This is a genomic window from Streptomyces sp. 3214.6 (assembly GCF_900129855.1).
In the GTDB taxonomy this organism is placed as follows: domain Bacteria; phylum Actinomycetota; class Actinomycetes; order Streptomycetales; family Streptomycetaceae; genus Streptomyces; species Streptomyces soliscabiei.
Map to the genome: position 1 here is coordinate 9,162,043 of NZ_LT670819.1, position 19,751 is coordinate 9,181,793.

16 protein-coding genes and 2 pseudogenes are annotated in these 19,751 nt (G+C 70.4%); 7 read left to right on the forward strand and 11 right to left on the reverse strand.

The window, feature by feature from the left end:
- Nucleotides 1-64: 64 nt before the first annotated feature.
- The 5 genes and pseudogenes from B5557_RS41475 to B5557_RS41495 all read right to left on the reverse strand — a co-directional run bounded on the left by B5557_RS41475 (nt 65) and on the right by B5557_RS41495 (nt 5,116).
- A complete protein-coding gene (locus B5557_RS41475; protein ID WP_079665265.1) occupies nt 65-1,519 on the reverse strand; it encodes an APC family permease in 1,455 nt (484 codons plus the stop codon).
- Between the two features lie 165 nt (nt 1,520-1,684).
- The gene (locus B5557_RS45545; RefSeq protein ID WP_231976163.1) at nt 1,685-2,824 is read right to left on the reverse strand and encodes an aldehyde dehydrogenase family protein; all 1,140 of its coding nucleotides are present in this window, start codon (nt 2,822-2,824) and stop codon (nt 1,685-1,687) included.
- A gap of 34 nt (nt 2,825-2,858) precedes the next feature.
- Nucleotides 2,859-3,666: pseudogene (locus B5557_RS41485) on the reverse strand (acetoacetate decarboxylase family protein).
- A gap of 10 nt (nt 3,667-3,676) precedes the next feature.
- Nucleotides 3,677-4,897: an NAD(P)/FAD-dependent oxidoreductase gene (locus B5557_RS41490; RefSeq protein ID WP_079665266.1), complete on the reverse strand. Its 1,221-nt coding sequence runs from the start codon at nt 4,895-4,897 to the stop codon at nt 3,677-3,679.
- Between the two features lie 30 nt (nt 4,898-4,927).
- On the reverse strand, nt 4,928-5,116 hold the full coding sequence (locus B5557_RS41495) for a ferredoxin (RefSeq protein ID WP_079664353.1): 189 nt from the start codon (nt 5,114-5,116) through the stop codon (nt 4,928-4,930).
- 398 nt (nt 5,117-5,514) lie between these two features.
- On the opposite strand from B5557_RS41495, the gene B5557_RS41500 reads away from it, so the two are divergent.
- The 6 genes and pseudogenes from B5557_RS41500 to gndA all read left to right on the forward strand — a co-directional run bounded on the left by B5557_RS41500 (nt 5,515) and on the right by gndA (nt 12,838).
- On the forward strand, nt 5,515-6,828 hold the full coding sequence (locus tag B5557_RS41500; RefSeq protein ID WP_443031377.1) for a glutamine synthetase family protein: 1,314 nt from the start codon (nt 5,515-5,517) through the stop codon (nt 6,826-6,828).
- Between the two features lie 52 nt (nt 6,829-6,880).
- The gene (locus B5557_RS41505) at nt 6,881-8,164 is read left to right on the forward strand and encodes a cytochrome P450 (protein ID WP_079664355.1); all 1,284 of its coding nucleotides are present in this window, start codon (nt 6,881-6,883) and stop codon (nt 8,162-8,164) included.
- Between the two features lie 228 nt (nt 8,165-8,392).
- Complete coding sequence (locus B5557_RS41510; RefSeq protein ID WP_107472688.1) at nt 8,393-10,066, forward strand: cellulase family glycosylhydrolase; 1,674 nt, start codon at nt 8,393-8,395, stop codon at nt 10,064-10,066.
- A gap of 65 nt (nt 10,067-10,131) precedes the next feature.
- Nucleotides 10,132-10,617: pseudogene (locus tag B5557_RS43385) on the forward strand (LLM class flavin-dependent oxidoreductase); the annotation flags it as partial.
- Nucleotides 10,618-10,661: 44 nt separating this feature from the next.
- Nucleotides 10,662-11,168 (forward strand): MarR family winged helix-turn-helix transcriptional regulator, encoded by a 507-nt coding sequence (locus B5557_RS41515; RefSeq protein WP_079664356.1) that lies wholly within the window; start codon nt 10,662-10,664, stop codon nt 11,166-11,168.
- Between the two features lie 230 nt (nt 11,169-11,398).
- Nucleotides 11,399-12,838 (forward strand): NADP-dependent phosphogluconate dehydrogenase, encoded by a 1,440-nt coding sequence (gene gndA, locus B5557_RS41520; RefSeq protein WP_079664357.1) that lies wholly within the window; start codon nt 11,399-11,401, stop codon nt 12,836-12,838.
- A gap of 89 nt (nt 12,839-12,927) precedes the next feature.
- On the opposite strand, the gene B5557_RS41525 is transcribed toward gndA, so the two are convergent.
- The 4 genes from B5557_RS41525 to B5557_RS41535 all read right to left on the reverse strand — a co-directional run bounded on the left by B5557_RS41525 (nt 12,928) and on the right by B5557_RS41535 (nt 16,715).
- Nucleotides 12,928-14,373: a glyceraldehyde-3-phosphate dehydrogenase gene (locus B5557_RS41525; protein ID WP_079664358.1), complete on the reverse strand. Its 1,446-nt coding sequence runs from the start codon at nt 14,371-14,373 to the stop codon at nt 12,928-12,930.
- A gap of 161 nt (nt 14,374-14,534) precedes the next feature.
- Nucleotides 14,535-14,672, reverse strand: a complete 138-nt coding sequence (locus B5557_RS44060) for a hypothetical protein (protein ID WP_159424502.1) — start codon at nt 14,670-14,672, stop codon at nt 14,535-14,537.
- 13 nt (nt 14,673-14,685) lie between these two features.
- A complete protein-coding gene (locus tag B5557_RS41530; RefSeq protein ID WP_079664359.1) occupies nt 14,686-16,128 on the reverse strand; it encodes an MFS transporter in 1,443 nt (480 codons plus the stop codon).
- A gap of 185 nt (nt 16,129-16,313) precedes the next feature.
- Nucleotides 16,314-16,715 (reverse strand): DUF3291 domain-containing protein, encoded by a 402-nt coding sequence (locus tag B5557_RS41535; RefSeq protein WP_079664360.1) that lies wholly within the window; start codon nt 16,713-16,715, stop codon nt 16,314-16,316.
- A 121-nt stretch (nt 16,716-16,836) separates the two neighbouring features.
- On the opposite strand from B5557_RS41535, the gene B5557_RS41540 reads away from it, so the two are divergent.
- Nucleotides 16,837-17,454: a MerR family transcriptional regulator gene (locus B5557_RS41540; RefSeq protein ID WP_079664361.1), complete on the forward strand. Its 618-nt coding sequence runs from the start codon at nt 16,837-16,839 to the stop codon at nt 17,452-17,454.
- 284 nt (nt 17,455-17,738) lie between these two features.
- Here B5557_RS41540 and B5557_RS41545 read toward each other — a convergent pair whose 3' ends face one another.
- Together B5557_RS41545 and B5557_RS41550 are read right to left on the reverse strand one after the other, a co-directional pair.
- Nucleotides 17,739-19,034 (reverse strand): NAD(P)/FAD-dependent oxidoreductase, encoded by a 1,296-nt coding sequence (locus B5557_RS41545; protein WP_079664362.1) that lies wholly within the window; start codon nt 19,032-19,034, stop codon nt 17,739-17,741.
- Nucleotides 19,035-19,052: 18 nt separating this feature from the next.
- Complete coding sequence (locus B5557_RS41550; RefSeq protein ID WP_079664363.1) at nt 19,053-19,751, reverse strand: 4'-phosphopantetheinyl transferase family protein; 699 nt, start codon at nt 19,749-19,751, stop codon at nt 19,053-19,055.

Below are 19,751 nucleotides of genomic sequence, written 5' to 3' on the forward strand. Positions count from 1 at the left end.
CACCGCCGGGCAGGTGCGTTGCCGTGCGGCCCGGTGGGGGACCAGGCCGCACGGCCGGTGTGCCTCAGCTGTCGGCGGTCGGCCTGCGGGTCAGTCGGGCCGTGAGCACTCCGGCGACCAGGACCGTCGGGACGGTGAGCTCCAGCCAGAGGGCGGTGGAGCGCTCTCCGCCGATGAGCGTGGTGAAGTTCTCCACGACCAGCCAGATCGCGCCGACGATGCCGAGCGCGCCCAGTACCGGGGCGATCAGCGTGTTCCACGGTCGCGGGTCCAGGCGCTCGCGCCGGAAGAAGGCGACCACGGAGACCGAGGTCAGGAAGTACAGCAGCATGATCCCGAGGACGGCCACGCCGCTGCCCCAGGAGAACAGCGTCAGGACCGGATCCTTGCCGGCCAACGCGAAGGGGAGGACGAGCGCGACGGCGACGGCCGTCTGGACACAGCCCGCCACGCCGGGGGAGTGGCGGCGGTTGAGCGACGTCAGCCTGTGCGGCAGCAGTCCGTCGCGGCCGAGGGAGAACAGGTAGCGGTTGGCGGAGTTGTGGAAGGCGAGGACGCCGGCGAAGAGCGAGGTGGCCAGCAGGACCGGCAGGACGTCGTTCACCCAGCCGCCGAACAGGTCGGCGATCGGCGCGAAGACGAAGCCCGTGGAGTCGCCGCTCGCCAGCGCCTGCCCGGCCGCCGAGGTGGCCTTCGAGGCGCCGTGGGCGGAGATCAGCATCCAGGAGGTGAAGGCGAAGAACCCGGTGACCAGGGCGACGGCCAGATAGGTGGCCCGGGGCACCGTCCTGCGGGGCTCGCGCGCCTCCTCGCCGTAGATCGCGGTCGCCTCGAAGCCGACCATCGACGCCACGGAGAACATCAGCGCCACGCCCGGCGCTCCCTTCAGGGCGGCGCCCGGCGAGAACGACTCGGCGATCCCGAGCCCTTCGGGCCCGCCGCCCTTGAGAAGGGTGACCAGGGAGAAGGCGGCCAGGATGCTGAACTCGGCCAGTACGAAGACCGCCAGCACCTTGGCGCCCATCTCGATGCCGGCACCGCCCAGGACCTGCACGATCGCCATGGTGACCAGCGAACACGCCCACCAGGGCAGGTCCGCCCCGGTGTGGGCCGCCAGCAGGCCGCTCACGGTCGCTCCGTACAGCCCGTACATGGCGGCCTGGATGGCGCAGTAGGAGAAGAGCGCGATCCCGGCGCTGCCGGCGCCGAGGGAGCGGCCGAGACCCTTGCCTATGTAGGTGTAGAAGGCGCCGGCGTTCACCACGTGGCGACCCATGGCCACGAAGCCGACCGAGAACAGCAGGGTGATCGCGCCGGCGACCACGTATGCGGCGGGGGCGGCGGGGCCGTTGCCGAGGGCCACCGAGATGGGGACCGCGCCCGCGATGCCGGTGAGGGGCGCCTGGGCGGAGAGGACGAAGAAGAGGATGCCCAGCACGCCGAGCGAGTTGGGCTTGAGCCTGCCTGCGGTGGAGGCGTCGGTTGCGGTCTGGTTTCTGACCGCCGTCTGACTGTCCACGCGGATCACCTGCCTGAGAGCGAAGAGGGGATGTCGTTTCAGGCCAAACGAGTTGCCTCATGGTGGGCTGGAACTATCCGTTTGGCAAGGGGGTGCGCGCAAGATGTGCCCGAGGATGTGACGGATTCGGACGGAAAGGGGCGGCTGCGGACGATCGCGGGCCGGTCAGTGCTCCGACGGCGAGCCGGTGCCGTCGTCGGCCCTTTCTGCCCTGTCGGCCTTGAGCAGGCGGATCAGCCGGTGCAGCTCGTCGACGGCCTCGTCGGTGACCTCGGGCTCGCCGAAGACGAGCTGGTGCAGGACGAGCCCGTCCAGAGCGGCGAAAACCAGCCGGGTCAGGGCGCGGTCGGCGTCCTGGGGGAGGATCCGGGACAGCTCGAAGGTGTGCGACAGGGCGCCGGAGGCGATCAGCAGGACGCGCCGCCCCGGGGTGGCCGCGATGCCGTCGGCGAGCGCCCGGCCGAGCCGCAGATGGTCCTCCATGTCGCCGGTCTGGCAGACGCCGATGGTCACCCACCGCTTGTCCGGCAGCCCCTCGCCGAGGAACTTCCAGAGGTTGACGGTGGCGTAGTAGATCGGTAGGTAGTCGTCCTCGATGGGGGTGATCCAGGTGCCGTGCCGGTCGGCGAACTTCGCGATGTTGTGGGCGAGTTCGGGATCACCGGGGAAGTCGTAGGGCATCCGGCACATGCCGCGCGGGAGCTCCTCGGACGTGAACAGGCCGGCTCGGCGCGCTTGCGCGGTGACGACGAACTCGACCGTCGTCGCCCAGTGGGAGTCGAGGACGACGACGGTGTCGTAGTCGTCGCGCTCGAAGACCTCCTCGCGCAGCTGGTGCAGGCCGGTGACGAGGGTGATCTCCTTGCCCTCGTTCAGCTCCAGCCGGGTGTGCCCGCGCGTCTCGAAGTCGTCGTGATCGAGCGAGAGCAACCAGTCCGCGAAGAAACGGAAGTTGTGCGCGACCCGGGGCATGACACCCCGGCGGTGGGACCGCAGCAGGGCGCCGTTGTCGGTGGTCTCGACGATGGCGAGCTCTTCGAGCCGCTTCTCGACACCGTCGGCGATGGCGTGCAGCACCCGGGCGCGGGCGGCACGGGAGGTGCCGGCCCACTCGGGAAACGCCGCTTTGGCGGCTGCGACAGCGGCCTCGGCCTCGGCGGGTCCGCCCCGGGCGATCTCCCCGAGGACGGCGCCGTCGACGGGCGAGACATCGGTGAACGTTTCGGCGGAGGCGACGCGCTCGCCGCCGATCCAGTGGCGGGTGTCGACGGCGACACCGGCCACCGTGAGGGTGTGCTCGGTCATGTCCGGTCTCCAGGTGCTTCGATGCGTAGGGGGGTCATTCGGCGCCGGACGTGCCGGACTCCAGCAGTCGTCCGCCGTCCCAGACGACGCCGACCTGCCGGTAGTACGCGGCGATCGGTTCGCGGATCTCCAGGCGGGCCAGTTCCTCGGTGGGCGCCTCGAACAGCTCCAGCTCGGCGTCGCCGGCCCACGCCTGCCCGCCCTCGAAGGAGGCGGCCCCCGACTCGATCAGCTCGTCCAGGGCCGGCCCCTTCCCCTTCTCGATCGACGGCAGCCAACGGTGGTGCGCCATCGGGTGACCGTTCACGAACCCGTTCGTCTCCGACGGCTCCCGCAGGGTGACCACGGCCTGGGCCAGCCGCCGGTCCGCCGCGGCGAGCGTCGCCCCGAAGCGGGCGCCCGCCTCGATGCGCGGGGCAGGGCCGTACGGATGAGGGCGGGTCTGGTGAATCGACCCCAGCTTCTTCGGATACCCCTGGTGCAGTCCCCGCGCGATGGCGAAGTCCTTGTCGACCCAGATGTACACACACCGCGAGTAGGTCTGGCCCCGGTACGAGCACCGGACGACCGCGAACGCCTCCTTGTACTGCGACAGCACAGGATCGAGCAGCTCGGATCCCTCCGCCGAACAGGACTGCCAGTCGGCCCAGATCAACGCCACCGCGCCAGGGTCCTCCTCGGCCAACTCCAGTGGCTCGGGCAGCAGTTCACGCACCCGTGAGGGATCCGTGCGGTATTCGACGGTGAGCAGGTCGCCGGAGTAGCGCCACGGCGGGGCGGGGATGAGCGACGAGCCGCCGCTCGCCGTCTTTGGGGTGGAAGTAACCGCGGACACTGGTCACTTGAGGCTCCTTAGGAGGTGAGGGCGGGCTGCCGCAACAGCTGGGCGCGGTAACGGGCGGCGCCCATGGCGGTGGTGCGGCCGCCGAGCGCGACGACGCCGACGAGGCGGCCGTCGACGTGGTAGCCGACGACGACGTCCCCGTCCGGGTCGCCGTCCAGGACACGGACGTCGTCCCTGCCGAGCACCGGCGCCCCGAAGGACTGCAGCCGGAACTCGTGCTGGTCGCTCCAGAACGTGGGCAGCGGGGCGAAGAAGGCCGACTCCCCTTCCGCGCCCGTGAGATGGGCGACGAGCACCTGCGCCGCGTGCTTGGCGGTGTCGGTCGGGATCGACCAGTGCTCGACCCGGCGGGGCACGCCGTCGTAGCGGGCGTTGGGAAAACGGGCCACGTCCCCGACCGCGACGACCTCCGGACGTCCCCCGACCCGCAGGTGCTCGTCGGTGAGCACACCGTCGGCGAGGTCGAGCCGGTTGCCGTCCAGCCACTCGACGTTGGCGACCGAGCCGACGCACTCGACGACGACGTCGGCGGGCAGCACGCGTCCGTCGGCGAGGCGTACCCCGGTGACGCGGCCGTCGCCCGCACTCTGACCCTCGTCGTCGCCCTCGAAGCCGCTCACGCCGACGCCGAGCGCGAAGCCCACCCCGCGCTCCTCGTGCCGCCGGAGCAGCGCGCGGGCGACCAGGTCGCCCAGCGGGCCGACCATGGGCAGCGGCAGCGGGTCGACGACCGTCACCTCGGCGACGCCCAGGCCGACGGCCGTGGCGGCGACCTCGCAGCCGATGAAGCCGGCCCCGACCACGACCACGCGGACACCGGGCCGGGTCAGTTCCTCGCGCAGCCCCTGGGCGTCCGCGAGAGTGCGGACGGTGTGGCGGCCGGTGAGCGGGCCCGGGCAGCGCAGCCGCCGGGGCCGCATGCCGGTGGCGACGACCAGGCCGTCGTACGACAGTGACGAACCGTCGTCGAGTGCGGCGGTCCGCCGGTCGAGGTCAGCCGCGACGACCTTGGTCCCGAGCCGCCACTCCACGTCGGCGGCGGCTGCCTTCGGGGTGAAGGCCAGCGACTCGAAGGGCGCCTTCCCGGCCAGCACCTCCTTGGACAGGGGCGGCCGGTTGTAGGGCATGTGGGGTTCGTCCCCGACGACCGTGACGGCGCCGGTCCAGCCCGCCGCCCGGAGTTGTTCGGCGGCGCGCAGACCGTCCATCGAGGCGCCCGCGACGACGATGCGTTCGGTGGCAGTTCCGGTCACGGGGCCTCAGTCCTCGATCCGGATGGCCTGCAGCGGACATACGTCCGCGGCCTCCTCGACCTCGTCGCGCAGCGCGTCGTCGGGGTCGGGGACGTAGGCCAGGCGGCCGTCGGCCTCCAGCGAGAAGACGTCCGGGGCCGCGAAGACGCACTGGCCGTGGTCCTGGCATTTGTTCATGTCGACGACGACCTTCATGGCCGTTCCTCCAGAGGGTGAGGGCGTCGGAGCGGGCGAAGAGGAGAGGGGCCCGACAGCGTTGCGGTGCTGCGGCCGGGCCCCGGCCAAAGGGGTGCGAGAAGCCGGACCCCTGACTCGTTTGGCTTCAAACAACATAGGAAGCGGCTCGGCCCTGGTCAATATCTGTCCAGGTGGATAGATTTTTGACGCGCCCCCCTTGCGGGACGTCGAACACCGTCCCTACCGTTCGGGTTCAAACGATATGCCGGAGGGCCTCCCCTCGCCCCCGGCCGGCGTCGCCTTCTCGCCGCCCGCCCCACCCGCCTCGCGGGCTCCGTCCACCGTCCGCACCATCCGCACCGTCCGCCCGAGGAGAATCGGTGAGCGCTCACGACATCCCAGACATCCGCCGGTCCATGGAGCGGCTCGCCGCCGACGGCATCGACGTCGTCCGGGTGACCTATCCCGACCTCATGGGCACCGACCGGGCCCGGGACGTGCTGCTGGAGGAGCTGCCCCGCGCCATGGAGCACGGACTCGCCTTCTGCCGGGCCGTCTACCACACCAGTCCGCAGGGGGACGTCGTACCGGTCGACGGCGGCCTGAACGCGGGGCTGCCGGACATCACCGTACGACCGGATCTCGACACACTGGTCGCCCTCCCGTGGGAGCCCGGTGTCGCCACCTGTCTCGCGGAAGTCGTCGACCCCGCCACCGGGGCCCCGGCGCCCGAGTCGCCCCGCGACCTGCTGCGGGGCGTCCTCGCCCGATGCCGGGAGCGGGACCTGCGTCCGGTCGTCGGACCCGAACTGGAGTACTTCCTGTGCGAACCGGACCCGGCCGGCGGCTGGCGCCGCTACGCACGGGACCGCGGCGTCGTCTACACGGCGGGGCTGCGCGCGGACCCCGACAACCACCTGCTGCGCACCCTGAGACACGTCCGCGATCTGAAGATCGGCGTGCTCAGCGGCAACCACGAGTTCGACGGCGGCCAGTTCGAGATCAACCTCCTGCACTCGGAGGCGCTGTCGGCCGCCGACCGGGCCTTCCGCTTCAAGGCCGCGATCAAGGAACTGGCCCGCCGGGAGGGTCGGCTCGCCACCTTCATGGCGAAGCCATTCAACGACGCCGGCGGCTCCGGCTTCCACCTCCACCTGTCGTGCGAGGACGCCGAGGGCCGCAACGCCTTCGATGATCCCGCGGGCGCGTACGGACTCTCCGCGCAGGCCCGGCACGCCGTCGCCGGTGTCCTCGCGCACGCACCCGCCCTCGCCGCGCTGGCCAACCCGACCGTCAACTCCGCCAAGCGCTTCGGCCCCGACACCCTCGCGCCCTGGCTGATCGACTGGGGCCTGGACAACCGCAGTGCGATGGTCCGCGTCCCGCCCGAGCGCGGGCCCGGAGCGCGCCTCGAACTCCGGCTCGGCGACGCGAGCGCCAACCCCTACCTGCTGATCGCCGGGACCGTCGCCGCGGCCCTGCTCGGCATCGAGGCCGGCGAGGAGCCGCCCGCCCCGCTGGAGGGCTACGGCTACGACACCGCCAAGGCGGCCGTCCTGCCCATGAGCCTGTCCGCCGCGCTCGACGCGCTGGAGGCGGACACCGCTCTGACCGAACTCCTCGGTAAGAGCTTCACCAGCTCCTTCCTCACCTATAAGCGCAACGAGGTCGAACGCTTCCAACGGCACGTCACCGACTGGGAGTTCACCGAGTACGCCCACCACCTGTGACCGTCACGACAGCTGTGACACCCGTGACGACCGTGCCCCTTGGGAGCCACACATGACCGAGATCCTGACCCCCGCCGTGAGCGAGCCCATGCCGCTCGCCGACGTCGACCTCGCCGACCTGGACAACTTCACCGACGGCGTCACCCCCTGGCGCATGTTCCACACCCTGCGCCACGAGGACCCGGTGCACTGGCAGCCCGAGGAGGCCCCCAACTCCGGCTTCTGGGCGGTGACCCGGCACGCCGACATCGCCCGCGTCGATCGTGACGCCGAGACCTTCACCTCCACCAGGTTCGTCAACCTCGAGGAGGTCGACGACGACCAGATCAAGAAGCGCGCCTCCATCCTGGAGCTGGACGGCGTCCGTCACCGGGCCCTGCGCAGCGTGATCCAGCGCCAGTTCGGCGCCGGCGTCATCAACAGTTACGCCGACTTCCTGCGCGGTCTGACGGCGAAGACCCTGGACGCGGCTCTCGCCAAGGGCACCTTCGACTTCGTGAAGGAGGTGTCCGCCGACTTTCCCATCAACGTGCTGGCCCGGCTGCTGGACGTCCCGTCCGAGGACAACCAGCAGCTCATCGACTGGGGCAACCGCATCATCGGCAACACCGACCCCGACTACGCGGACGTCCTGCTGCACAGCGCGGAGAGCGAGAAGTACCGCGATCTGCCGTTCCGCTCGCCCGCCTCACTCGAAGTCTTCGCGTACGGAAGGGAGTTGGCACGTCAGCGGCGCGGGGGCGAGGGCGGCGACCTGGTCTCGAAGCTCGTCAACACCACTCCACGCGACGGAGTCCCGCTCTCGGCGCAGGACTTCGACAACTATTTCCTGCTCCTGGTCGTGGCCGGCAACGAGACCACCCGGCACACCATCACCCACTCGATGCTGGCTCTCCTCCAGCACCCCGAGCAACTCGCCCGGCTCAAGGACGACCCGTCCCTGATCCCCACCGCGGTGGAGGAGTTCCTGCGCTGGGCCTCGCCCGTCTACCATTTCCGGCGCACCGCGACCCGGGACGTCGAACTCGGCGGCAAGCAGATCACGGAGGGCGACAAGGTCGTGATGTGGTTCGCCTCCGGCAACCGCGACGAGGACGTCTTCGGCAACCCCTACGACTTCGACGTCGCCCGGCAGCACAACGACCACGTCACCTTCGGCAAGGGCAGCCCCCACCTGTGCCTGGGCAACCTGTTGGCCCGCACCGAGATCCGCATCATGTTCGAGGAACTCATCCCGCGCCTCGCCGACATCCGCCTGGCCGGAGACGTCCCGCGCGTGCGCTCCAACTTCGTCAACGGGATCAAGAAACTGCCCGTCGAGGTCACCCTCGCCTGACACCGGTACGGGGGCAGTGCCGCACGGCCGAGCGGGACTGCCCCCTCCTGGATCCCCCGCCTTGATCCCCCTGCGCGACGTCTTGACGTGTACTTGACGTGATGGCTTCATGGGAGCGCTCCCATACGCCCGTTTCTTGGCCTCACTCCTGGAGTCGCAGTGAGAATGACAAGAAGCACGACAAGAGGCACGATACGCAGCACGACAAGAGTCACAACACGCCGCACGATGCGCACCACCTGCCGCCCGCGGCCCCTGACCGTCCTGCTGACCAGGCTCGCCGCGTTTCTCGGGCTGGTGGTCCTCGTCGGCGCTCTCTGCCCGGCCGTCGCGCAGGCCCAGGGCCGGGCCCAGCCGTCGTCCAAGGCCCTCGCCACCGGACTGCACATCAGCAACGGCCGTCTGGTCGAGGGCAACGGGAACGACTTCGTCATGCGCGGCGTCAACCATGCCCACACCTGGTATCAGGGCAAGACGCAGCAGTCGCTCGCCGACATCAAGGCGATGGGCGCCAACACCGTGCGCGTCGTTCTCGCCGACGGCCATCGTTGGACCGCCAACAGCGCCGCGGACGTGGCGGCGGTCGTCGCCCAGTGCAAGGCCAACCGGCTCATCTGCGTCCTGGAGGTGCACGACACCACCGGGTACGGCGAGGACGGCGCGGCCGGCACGCTCGACCAGGCGGCCGACTACTGGATCGGCCTGAAGGACGTGCTCGCCGGCCAGGAGAACTACATCATCGTCAACATCGGCAACGAGCCCTGGGGCAACAGCAGCCCAGAGGGCTGGACCGCCCCCACCATCGCCGCGATCAAGAAGCTGCGCAACGCCGGGTTCGATCACACGATCATGGTGGACGCACCCAACTGGGGCCAGGACCTGCAGGGCGTCATGCGGGCCAACGCCCAGTCCGTCTACGCCGCCGACCCCACCGGCAACCTGATCTTCTCGATCCACATGTACAGCGTCTACGACACCGCGGCGGAGATCACCGACTATCTGAACGCCTTCGTCAACGCCAAACTGCCCATCCTCATAGGGGAGTTCGGCGGTCCCGCCGATCAGTGGGGCGACCCCGACGAGGACACCATGATGGCCGCCGCCCAGCAGCTCAAGCTCGGCTACCTGGCCTGGTCCTGGAGCGGCAACACCGACCCGATCCTCGACCTGACGCTCAACTTCGATCCCAAGCAGCTCAGTTCGTGGGGGCAGCGCGTCTTCAACGGCGTCAACGGCATCGCCCAGACCGCGAAGGAAGCCACCGTCTACGGCGGCGGCATCCCGGGCGACACCCAGGCGCCGACTGCCCCCGGCACACCGACCGCGTCCGCCGTGACGGCGACCTCCGCCACCCTCGCCTGGAGCGCGGCCACCGACAACGTCGGCGTCGCCGGCTACGACGTCGTACGGATCAACGGAACGGCCGAGACCCCCGTCGCCGCGTCCACCACGAACACCGCGACCGTGACTGGGCTGACCGCGAACACCGCGTACACCTTCGCCGTCTACGCCCGCGACGCTGCCGGGAACCGCTCCGCACGTTCGGCCGCGGTGAACGTCACCACCGGCAGCGCGCCGGCCGTGCTCTGTTCCGTCGGCTACCGCGTCGTGGGGGAGTGGCCGGGCGGCTTCCAGGGCGAGATCACCCTGCGCAACACCGGCGCCACCGCGATCAGCGGCTGGAAGCTCGGCTTCGCCTTCGCCGACGGTCAGACCGTCACCAACATGTGGGGCGGGACCGCCACCCAGAGCGGCGGCGCGGTGAGCGTCGCCCCCGCCTCCTACACCTCCACCATCCCCGCGGCCGGCTCGGTCACCGTCGGCTTCATCGCAGGCAAGGGCGCGACCAACACCGCACCGACCGCGTTCACCCTCAACGGAGGTGCCTGCGCCACCAGTTGACCCGGGTCTCACCGACTGGCGGGGGCGGCGGGCGCGCCGCCCCCGCCAGTCGCGAACGCGGACCGCGTCGGACCTGGGCCGGACAGCCGTACGGCGAAGGCGTCGGGCCGATCGGGCCCGCTCCCCTCACGCGCGGCGGACCGGAGGTGCTGTTCGGCGGCTTCGCACCGGCGGCCGTCGAACGCGTCGGCCGGTTCGGCGACGGCTTCCTCGGCGCCGCGTTGCCGCCGAAGCTGATGGACGGCCTGTTCCGTGACGTGGAGGCCGTCTGGGAGAGGTACGGCCGCCCCGGCCGCCCGCGTCTCGTCGCCCAGATCAATGTCGCGCTCGGGCCGCTCAGCACGATGGAGGAGGCCCGGCGGAACCTCCTCGACTACTACGCCTTCACCGGCCGCGCCGACTACATGGTGAACGGCCTGCTCACCACGGAGCGGGAGATCCGCGAGACGGTCGAGGCCTTCACCGGCATCGGCGCCGACGAGGTCATGCCGTACTGCTGGTCCTCGGACCCCGACCAGGTGGACCGGCTGGCCGAGGCACTCTCCGTTTAGTGATTGAAGTCTCAAACGTGGGGTGTCGTGGGTAATGTGTGCTCATGTCCACGACGCCCCGCTGGCTCAATGCCGACGAACGACGAGCCTGGCTGGCCTACGTCGACTTCTCCACCCTGCTCGCCGACCACCTCAACCGGCAGTTGCGGCGCGACGCCGGGATGACGCACGCCGACTACAGCGTGCTGGCCTATCTCTCCATGGCCCCCGACACCACCCTCGGCATGTCGGAGCTCGCCGAGCGGCTGAAGATCACGCGCAGTCGGCTCACCCATGCGGTGAACCGGCTGCGCGAGGTCGGTCTGGTGGACCGCAGGGAGGACCCCGCCGACGGGCGCGGCCAACTCGCCTTCCTCACCGACGAGGGCAAAGTCCTGCTGAACAAGGTCGCCCCCGGCCATGTGGAGGCCGTGCGCCGTGTGGTGTTCGACGTCCTCACCCCCGAACAGGTGCGCCAGTTCGCGGAGATCGGCGAGGCGATCAGCCAGGCCCTGCATCGAGCCGAGAGCACCCACGCCGACCCCACGGTGCTGCCCTGGCGCCGCCGGTAGCGACTGCCCGGGCGTGTCGGGCCGATTGGGGGGGTGGGTAGGGCCGGTCCGGCGGGGTGGGCTGGTTCGGCCGGACCGGGGGCTGGGTCGTCCGGCCGGGGGGTCGGGTGGGACCGATCGGCGCAAGGAATCCGTGGGGGATCGAGAAGAACCGGCCGACCGTGCGTACCTGGGGGTACCGGGGGCCGCGCGCCCCTCCGACCACGCCACCGATCCTAGGGACGTACCTCGTGAACGCAACCGCCGCCATCGGCGTCACCGGCCTCGGCGTGATGGGCCGCAACCTCGCGCGCAACTTCGCCCGCAACGGTTACACCGTCGCCGTCCACAACCGCTCCGCCGGACGCACCCGCGCGCTTGTCGAGGAGTTCGGCCACGAGGGCGCCTTCGTCCCCGCCGAGTCGGCCGCGGACTTCGTGGCCGCGCTCGAACGGCCCCGCCGACTGATGATCATGGTGCAGGCGGGTGCGGTCACCGACGCGGTCATCGAGGAGTTCGCCCCGCTCCTGGAGCCCGGCGACATGATCATCGACGGCGGCAACGCCCACTACGCCGACACCCGCCGCCGCGAGGAGGCCCTGCGCGAGCGCGGCCTCCACTTCGTCGGCGCCGGCGTCTCCGGCGGCGAGGAGGGCGCGCTGAACGGGCCGGCCGTCATGGTCGGCGGCTCGACCGAGTCGTACGACGTCCTCGGCCCCATGTTCGAGTCGATCAGCGCGAAGGTCGACGGCGAGCCGTGTGCCACGCACATCGGCACCGACGGTGCCGGACACTTCGTCAAGATGGTCCACAACGGCATCGAGTACGCCGACATGCAGCTCATCGCCGAGGCGTACGACCTGCTGCGCCAGGTCGCCGGCTACACCCCGGCCGAGATCGCCGACGTCTTCCGCACCTGGAACGAGGGCCGGCTCGGCTCCTACCTGATCGAGATCACCGCCGAGGTCCTCGCCCACACCGACGCCGTCACCGGCAAGCCGTTCGTCGACATCGTCGCCGACGCCGCCGGTCAGAAGGGCACCGGCCGCTGGACCGTGCAGACGGCTCTGGACCTGGGCTCCCCGGTCACCGCCATCGCGCAGGCCACCTTCGCCCGGGCCGCCTCCAGCCAGGCCGAACTGCGTGCCGCCTACGCAGGCCTCCCCGGCGGCACCACGCCCCCGCTTAGCCGGACCGAGGCCACGCGCTTCACGTCCCAGGTCGAGCACGCCCTGTACGCGTCGAAGGTCATCGCCTACGACCAGGGCTGGAAGATGATCCTGGACGCGGCCGGCGAGTTCGGCTGGAAGATCGACCTCGGCGCGGTCGCCCGGATCTGGCGCGGCGGCTGCATCATCCGCGCCTCGTTCCTCGACCGTATCCGCGCCGCGTACGCCGCCGACCCGGACCTGGTCAGCCTGCTCGGCGAGATGGAGTTCGCCATGGAGATCACCGACGCACAGGTGCCCTGGCGGGAGACCGTGGCCTCCGCCGCCCGCCGAGGCATCCCCGTCCCGGCCTTCTCCGCCGCGCTCGCCCACTACGACACGCTGCGCGCCGGCCGTCTGCCCGCCGCGCTCCTGCAGGGCCAGCGCGACTACTTCGGCGCCCACACCTACCAGCGCACCGACCGCCCCGGCGCCTTCCACACCCACTGGGCGGAGGCCGGCCGCCCGGAGACGTCGGCCTGACGGATCCCGGAACGAGCGGGGGCGGGGCACTCCACGAGTGCCCCGCCCCTCCGCGTGATGCCGGCGACCGCCGGCCGCATGCCCGTCGGTCAGACGGCCGGCGCCGGGTACGTCGGGTACTCCACCCCGGAGACATGCTGGACGACGCGGACGACCTGGCAGGAGTAGCCGAACTCGTTGTCGTACCAGAGGTAGAGGATCGCGTTGTCGCCGTCGACCTTGGTGGCGCCGGCGTCGATGATCGAGGCGTGGCGCGAGCCGATGAAGTCCATCGACACCGCGTCCGGGGCCGTGGTGAAGTCGATCTGGCGCTTCAGCGGCGAGGTCAGCGACACCTCGCGCAGGTACTCCAGGACCTCGTCACGACTCGTCTCCCGGCCCAGGCGCAGGCTGAGGATCGCGATCGACACGTCCGGCACCGGCACCCGGATCGAACTGCCGGTGATCGGCGCCTTGAGGTCGGGCAGCGCCTTGGCGACGGCCGACGCGGCGCCGGTCTCGGTGATGACCATGTTCAGCGGCGCCGAACGACCGCGACGGTCCGCCTTGTGGTAGTTGTCCAGCAGGTTCTGGTCGTTGGTGAACGAGTGGACGGTCTCCACGTGGCCGCGCAGCACACCGTACTCGTCGGCCATCGCCTTCAGCGGCGGGACGATCGCGTTGGTGGTGCAGGACGCGCAGGACAGGATCCGCTCGTCCGGCTTGATGGTGTCGTGGTTGACGCCATGCACGATGTTCGGCACGTCGCCCTTGCCGGGCGCGGTGAGCACGACCTTGTCGACACCCGGCCGGAGGTGCTTGGCGAGGCCCTCGCGGTCGCGCCACTTGCCGGTGTTGTCGATGAGGATGGCGTTGCTGATGCCGTATGCCGTGTAGTCGACCTCGGTCGGGTCGTCGGCGTAGATCACCGTGATCTCGTTGCCATTGGCGATGATCTTGCTGTTGGCCTCGTCGACCGTGATCGTGCCCTGGAACTGGCCGTGGACGGAGTCGCGGCGCAGCAGCGAGGCGCGCTTCACCAGGTCCTGGTCGCCGCCGCCGCGCACCACGACGGCGCGCAGCCGCAGGCCGTTGCCGGAGCCGGACTTCTCGATGAGCAGGCGGGCCACGAGGCGGCCGATGCGGCCGAAGCCGTAGAGCACGACGTCGCGCGGCTCACGACGGTCGATCTTGTTCGCGCCCGCGGCGCCGGCCACCGCCTCGGCGGTGAAGTCGACCACCGACAGGCCGCGGTCGTCGGCCCGGTAGGTCGCGGCGAGCATGCCGATGTCGATCTGCGACGGCCCGAGGTCGAGTGTGGTGAGGGCCTGGAGGAAGGGCAGCGTCTCGGTGACCGAGAGTTCCTCGCCCGCGATCTGCCGGGCGAACCGGTGGGTCTTGAGGATGCTGACCACCGACTTGTTCACCAGGGAGCGGCTGTGCAGCAGGATCGTCACGTCCCGCTCGCGGTGCAGCTTCCCGATCATCGGGATCATCGACTCCGCGATCTCCTCGCGGTTCTTCCAGTCAGTGAACGAATCGTCGTTGAGCGTCACGGGCCTATCTTTCGAGCTAGGTGGCGCTCATATGCTAACCCCCGGGTCATTCGATCATTCAAGCGGGCCGCTGCTCAGGTGTGCAGGACGGTCGGGGCGGGCGCCTCGGCGGGGGAATGGAGAGGCGTCCGCCCCGACCGCCGGTCAGGGGAGGGAAGGCGTCATGAGGGCGGCCGGACCGTCGGGTACGACGCCTCCCGCAGGGGCGCGGCGGGTGTCCCCGCCGCCCGGTGCGCGGCGACGGCGAACAGCGCCTTCTTGTCGCGGAAGAGCCGGAAGAGCCGGAAGAGGCTGCGCACTCATCCGCATCGCTCAGACCTCTTCGGGAGCCTGGCGGCGGCGCGGGATGCCGAGGGCGCACAGCGCGCCGGCGAACACCACCGCGACGCCCACCCACACCGCGGGATGCAGCCCGTCCACGAACTCCTGCGGCCCCCGCGTGCTGCCGTGCGCCACGAACACCGTGCTCAGTACGGCGATTCCGAGCGCGCCGCCGATCTCGCGGACCGTGGTGTTGGCGCCGGACGCCTTGCCCGCGTGACTCTTGGCCACCGAGCCCAGCACCACCGCCGCCGTCGGCGCGAACACGAAGCCCATGCCGATGCCGGCCACGATCATCGGGCCGACCAGCGACGAGTACTCCGTGTCGACGTCGGCGACCAGATTGATCCAGCCCAGGCCGACACCCTGCAGGAACAGGCCGAGGGCCATCAGCCGGCCACCGCCCACCTTGTCGGTGAGCAGACCCGCCACGGGGGCGACGAACATCGGCATCAGCGTCCAGGCCAGGGTGCGCACTCCGGCCTCCAGCGGGGTGCGTGGCGGCACGATCTGGAGGTACTGGGCCAGCAGGAACAGGGAGCCGAAGACACCGAAGTACATGGTCGCCGACACGATGTTGGTGAGGGTGAAGGCCCGCACCTTGTAGAACGACAGCGGCAGCATCGGCTCGGCGACCCGGGACTCCCACACGACGAACACCGCCAGCAGCACCGCGCCCGCCACGAACGCGCCCAGCACCTTCGCCGACGTCCAGCCGTCCGGCTCGCCGTGCACGATCGCCCACACCACCGCGCACAGACCGGCCGCCGCCAGCACCATGCCGACCAGGTCGAGGCGGACGCCGGGCAGGGAGCTCTCCCGCAGGGCGAACAGCACCAGCGGGATCGCGATCACACACACCGGCACGTTGATCCAGAAGATCCACCGCCAGTCCAGACCGTCGACCACCGCGCCGCCCACCACCGGGCCCATCGCCACGGCCAGACCGCTCACACCGGACCACACGCCCAGCGCCATCCCGCGCAGCCGGTCCGGCACCGCGTGGGACAGCAGGGTCAGTGACAGCGGCATCACGGCCGCCGCGCCGAAGCCCTGGATCGTACGGAAGGTGATCAACTGGGCGCTGGTGTCGGACAGTCCGCAGCCGATGGAGGCCAGCGTGAAGACGGCGATGCCGACGACGAAGACCATCCGCCGCCCGAACCGGTCGCCGAGCGCGGCGCCGGTCATGAGCAGACAGGCGAAGCTCAGCACATAGGCGTTGACGAACCACTGCAGTTCCTGCGTGTTCGCCTCCAGGTCCACGGCCAGGGTGTGCAGGGCGGTGGAGACGACGAGGTTGTCGAGCGCGACCATGAACATCGGCACGCTCGCCGCGACGATCGCGAGCCAGAGGGGTATGCGCCGGCCCCCGGCGTCGGGGGCGGAGGCGGCCGGCTCGTCGAGGACCGGGCTTTCTTCGGACAGCGTCATGGCGGGGGACTCTCCTAGGGTCTTTCGTTTGGATCAGGCCGGATCAGGGAGCGGGGTCTGGTGCGGTGCATCGCAAGGCGGAGGAGGGAGTCAGGGCGGAGCGCTGGTGACCGACGACAACGCGGCGAGGTGCGGTGCCAGGGCCCGCGAGCATGATCCAAACGAGAGGCCCTGGGCGTGGGGTGTCAGGCACCGGTGCGTTCCTGCTCGGCGAGGCGGCGCCGGGCGTCCTTCCAGTCGATCGGCAGATCCGCGGCGGGGACCTGCCAGAACGTGAAGACCGAGTCCTTCATCGTGGGCCGCAGCCCGTTCATGATCGACCGGTGCGGCTCGGTTTTCGCGTACGTGTAGAGCGCGTCCTTGTCCTCCCAGGCCGACAGGGTCCAGAAGGTGCGCTTGAAGGGCTGGGCGATCAGGGAGGCGCCGTACGCGCCGGGCGCGCCGGACACCTGCTTCCACGCGGCCAGCGATTTGAGGAAGAAACGCGGCACGTCGCTGAGCGAGCGGACCTCCAGCCGGGACGCCATGACGAACGCCTCGGTGTCGGGTGCGGGGGTGCTGACGGTGGTCCAGCGCAGGGTGGGCATGGCTGATGCCTTCTCTCCGGCGGCGCGAAGGAAAATTGGATACCTCTACTATCTATGTTAGACAGTAGAGGTATCCAGTTTTCAAGTGCAAGGCCGAACGACCGAACCGGAGCCGAACCGCATGCGAATCTCCGAGTTGAGCCGCCGCAGTGGCGTCTCCGTGACGACGATCAAGTACTACCTCCGCGAGGGCCTGCTCCCGTCCGGCCGTCAGACTGCCGCCACCCAGGCCGAGTACGACGACCAGCACCTGCGCCGACTCCGCCTGATCCGAGCCCTGACCGGCGTACGCGGTCTGTCGGTCAGCACCACCCGGGAGGTGCTCGACGCCCTCGCGGAGTACACGGGGGACACCCACCGTCTGCTGGGCGTCGCCCTCGGCGCCATCCGAGTGGGCGAGGCGCCCTCCGACGACGCGTGTGAGGCCGCCGAAGTCGAGGCACTGGTCAAGGAGTTGGACTGGGACGTGCACGCGTCGGCACCCGCCCGGGCCGCCCTCGCCGAGACCCTCGGCTCCCTGCGCGCCCTCGGCGTCCCGCTCGACTGGCGGACCCTCCTGCCGTACGCGCAGCTCGCCGAGCGCACCGCGGTCCTCGACCTCGACCAACTCACCGGTCTCGACGACCCGTTGGAGGCCGCCGAGCGCGCCCTCCTGCTGACCGTCCTCCTGGAGCCCGCCCTGATGGCACTCAGGCGCATGGCCCAGGAAAACGAATCAGCCCGCCGCCACGCTCCCTAGGGCCTGCCCGACGGATCATGCCAAAGACGCGGGGAATGGCACGCCCACCTGCGGCGTTGCAGTTGGACGCACCATTCCCCGCTCACCTGCGTCGATCAGATGCCGCTGCCTTCCTGTGACTTGATCCGCCGGACAGGCCTATTGACCTGAGTCAGAGATTCTTCGTTGGATCGGCGCCATCAGCCGGATGCCGTGCGGCCGCGAGGCCCGGCCCGGCCTGCTGGAATCCGGCCTCCGGCACGCCAGGCAGCTCTCGAGAACTACCCGAAAATCTCCGACTCAGGTCACTGGCGGCCCAGTTCGCGCAGTAGTTGGGCGGCGGCCTCCTTGCCGGAGGAGAACGCGGCCTCGTGCGAGCCGATCTGGTCGTGGTACTGCTGCTTGGAGTGGAAGTACGAGCCGCACAGCTTGACCCGGGGGCCGTCGTTGACGTCGTAGATGGTCGCTTGCGCGTCGCGCATCGCCATGTCGATGACCGGGTGCTCGTAGTGGAAGGTCCGGATGACCGACTCCTCGCGGATCGGCAGCGGATAGTCGAGCGTGACGAAGTAGTCGGTCGTCGACTCGAAGTCGTGCAGTTTGTTCATGTAGTAGACGACGTACGTGCGCGGCTCCCCGTCCAGCGTCACCTTGCCGTAGTTCCACGCCTCCCACCGCTTCTCGTCGACCGGCATCACCGAGGCGTCGGTGTGCAGAACCACCGTGGAGGCGTTGTAGCGCAGGTCCGCGAGCAGCTTCTGCTGGGCCGGGGTGGGGTTCTCCAGCAGCGTACGGGTGGTGTCGGCGTGGGTGGCGACGATCGCGTGGTCGAAGCGCTCCTCACCGGACTCGGTGCGTACGACGACCCCGTCCTCGAGCTGCCGGATCCCGGTGACCGGCTCGGACAGCCGCACCTTCGGGTCGATGGCGGCGAGCACCTTGCGCACATAGGAGACCGAACCACCCGTCACGGTCCGCCAGTCGACGCGGCGGCCGCCCAGGCCGCCCTCGTCGTGGGCCATGAAGAAGGCGATCACGGTCGTGGCGGGCATCTCCCAGATCAGCTCGGCCGGCACCGACCACACCGCGCTGCACAGCAGGATGAAGTAGCCGTGGCGGAACTCCTGGCTGTAGCCGTTGCGGTCGAGGTACTCGCCCATCGGCATGTTCGTGCGCTTGCGGAAGAAGTCCCGGCGGCCCTCCTCGTGGAAGCGGCGGGCCTCGCGCCAGATGGTCTGGAAGTACTCGGGGTAGCGCGCGACCACCTCCTCCTCCGGCAGGTCCAGCTCGGCGCTGCCGTACTGGAAGACGGAGTCGAGGTCGAAGAAGTTGAAGCCGGTCGGCAACGGCTGGGTCGTCACGCCCAGTTCGTCGAAGAACCCCGTCAGATTGGGGTAGCCGGGCCGGTTGTGGACGACGAACGCGGTGTCCAGACCGAGGAGTTGGCCCCCGTCCTCCACCTCCACGGTGCTGGCGTGGCCGCCGTAGCGGTCCTCGCGCTCGAACAGGGTGATCTCGGCGTGCTCGCGCAGGACATACGCTGCGGAGAGGCCGGCGACGCCACCGCCGACGACGGCGATGCTGGGCTTGGTGGGGGACATCGAAGCTCCTTACGGGGGTCAGCCGGACAGCGTGACGGTGCTCAGCCCGCCGGGGCGGGACTCTTCGGTGGCGACGGCCACCACGTGGTGCGGGGTCGGGCGCACAAGGTCGAAATGCCAGCGCCCGAAGGGCAGTTCGGGGTCGTGAAGGCGAATGCGGGGTCCGGACAGGCCGGTGAACGCGAACGAGGACAGAGGGCGGCGCAGCCCGGTGCCGAGCGCCTTGAGGTAGGCCTCCTTGAGCACCCAGTGCGCGGCGACCCGCGTGGCCCGGGCCTCGGGGTCCGCCACCGCCGCCAGGTCGGCCTGCTCCCGCTCGGTGAAGTGCCGCGGCAGATGTGCCACGGCGTCGGCGCCGGCGGGCGAGGCCTCGGCGTCCACACCGCAGGCCCGGCCGTCCTCCGTGACCACGCAGGCGATCAGCCCGTCGGTGTGGGAGAGGTTGAAGCGCAGGCCCGAGCCGGCCGGCAGCTCCAGCTCCGGCCTGCCGTCCTCGGTGGTGCGAAACCGCCAGGCGCCGACCGGGTGGCCGGACCGGGCGCTGAGCGCGTGCCGCGCCAGCAGCCGCGCGGCGACCCGGCGCAGTCGACCGCGCGCGACACGCGTACGCTCGCAGCGCGCCCGCTCGCCGTCGCTGAGCAGGACCGTGCCGCCGAGACGGGCCACGAACGCCGCGGCGGCAGGCTCCGGCAGCAACCAGAGATGTCGGTCCGTCAT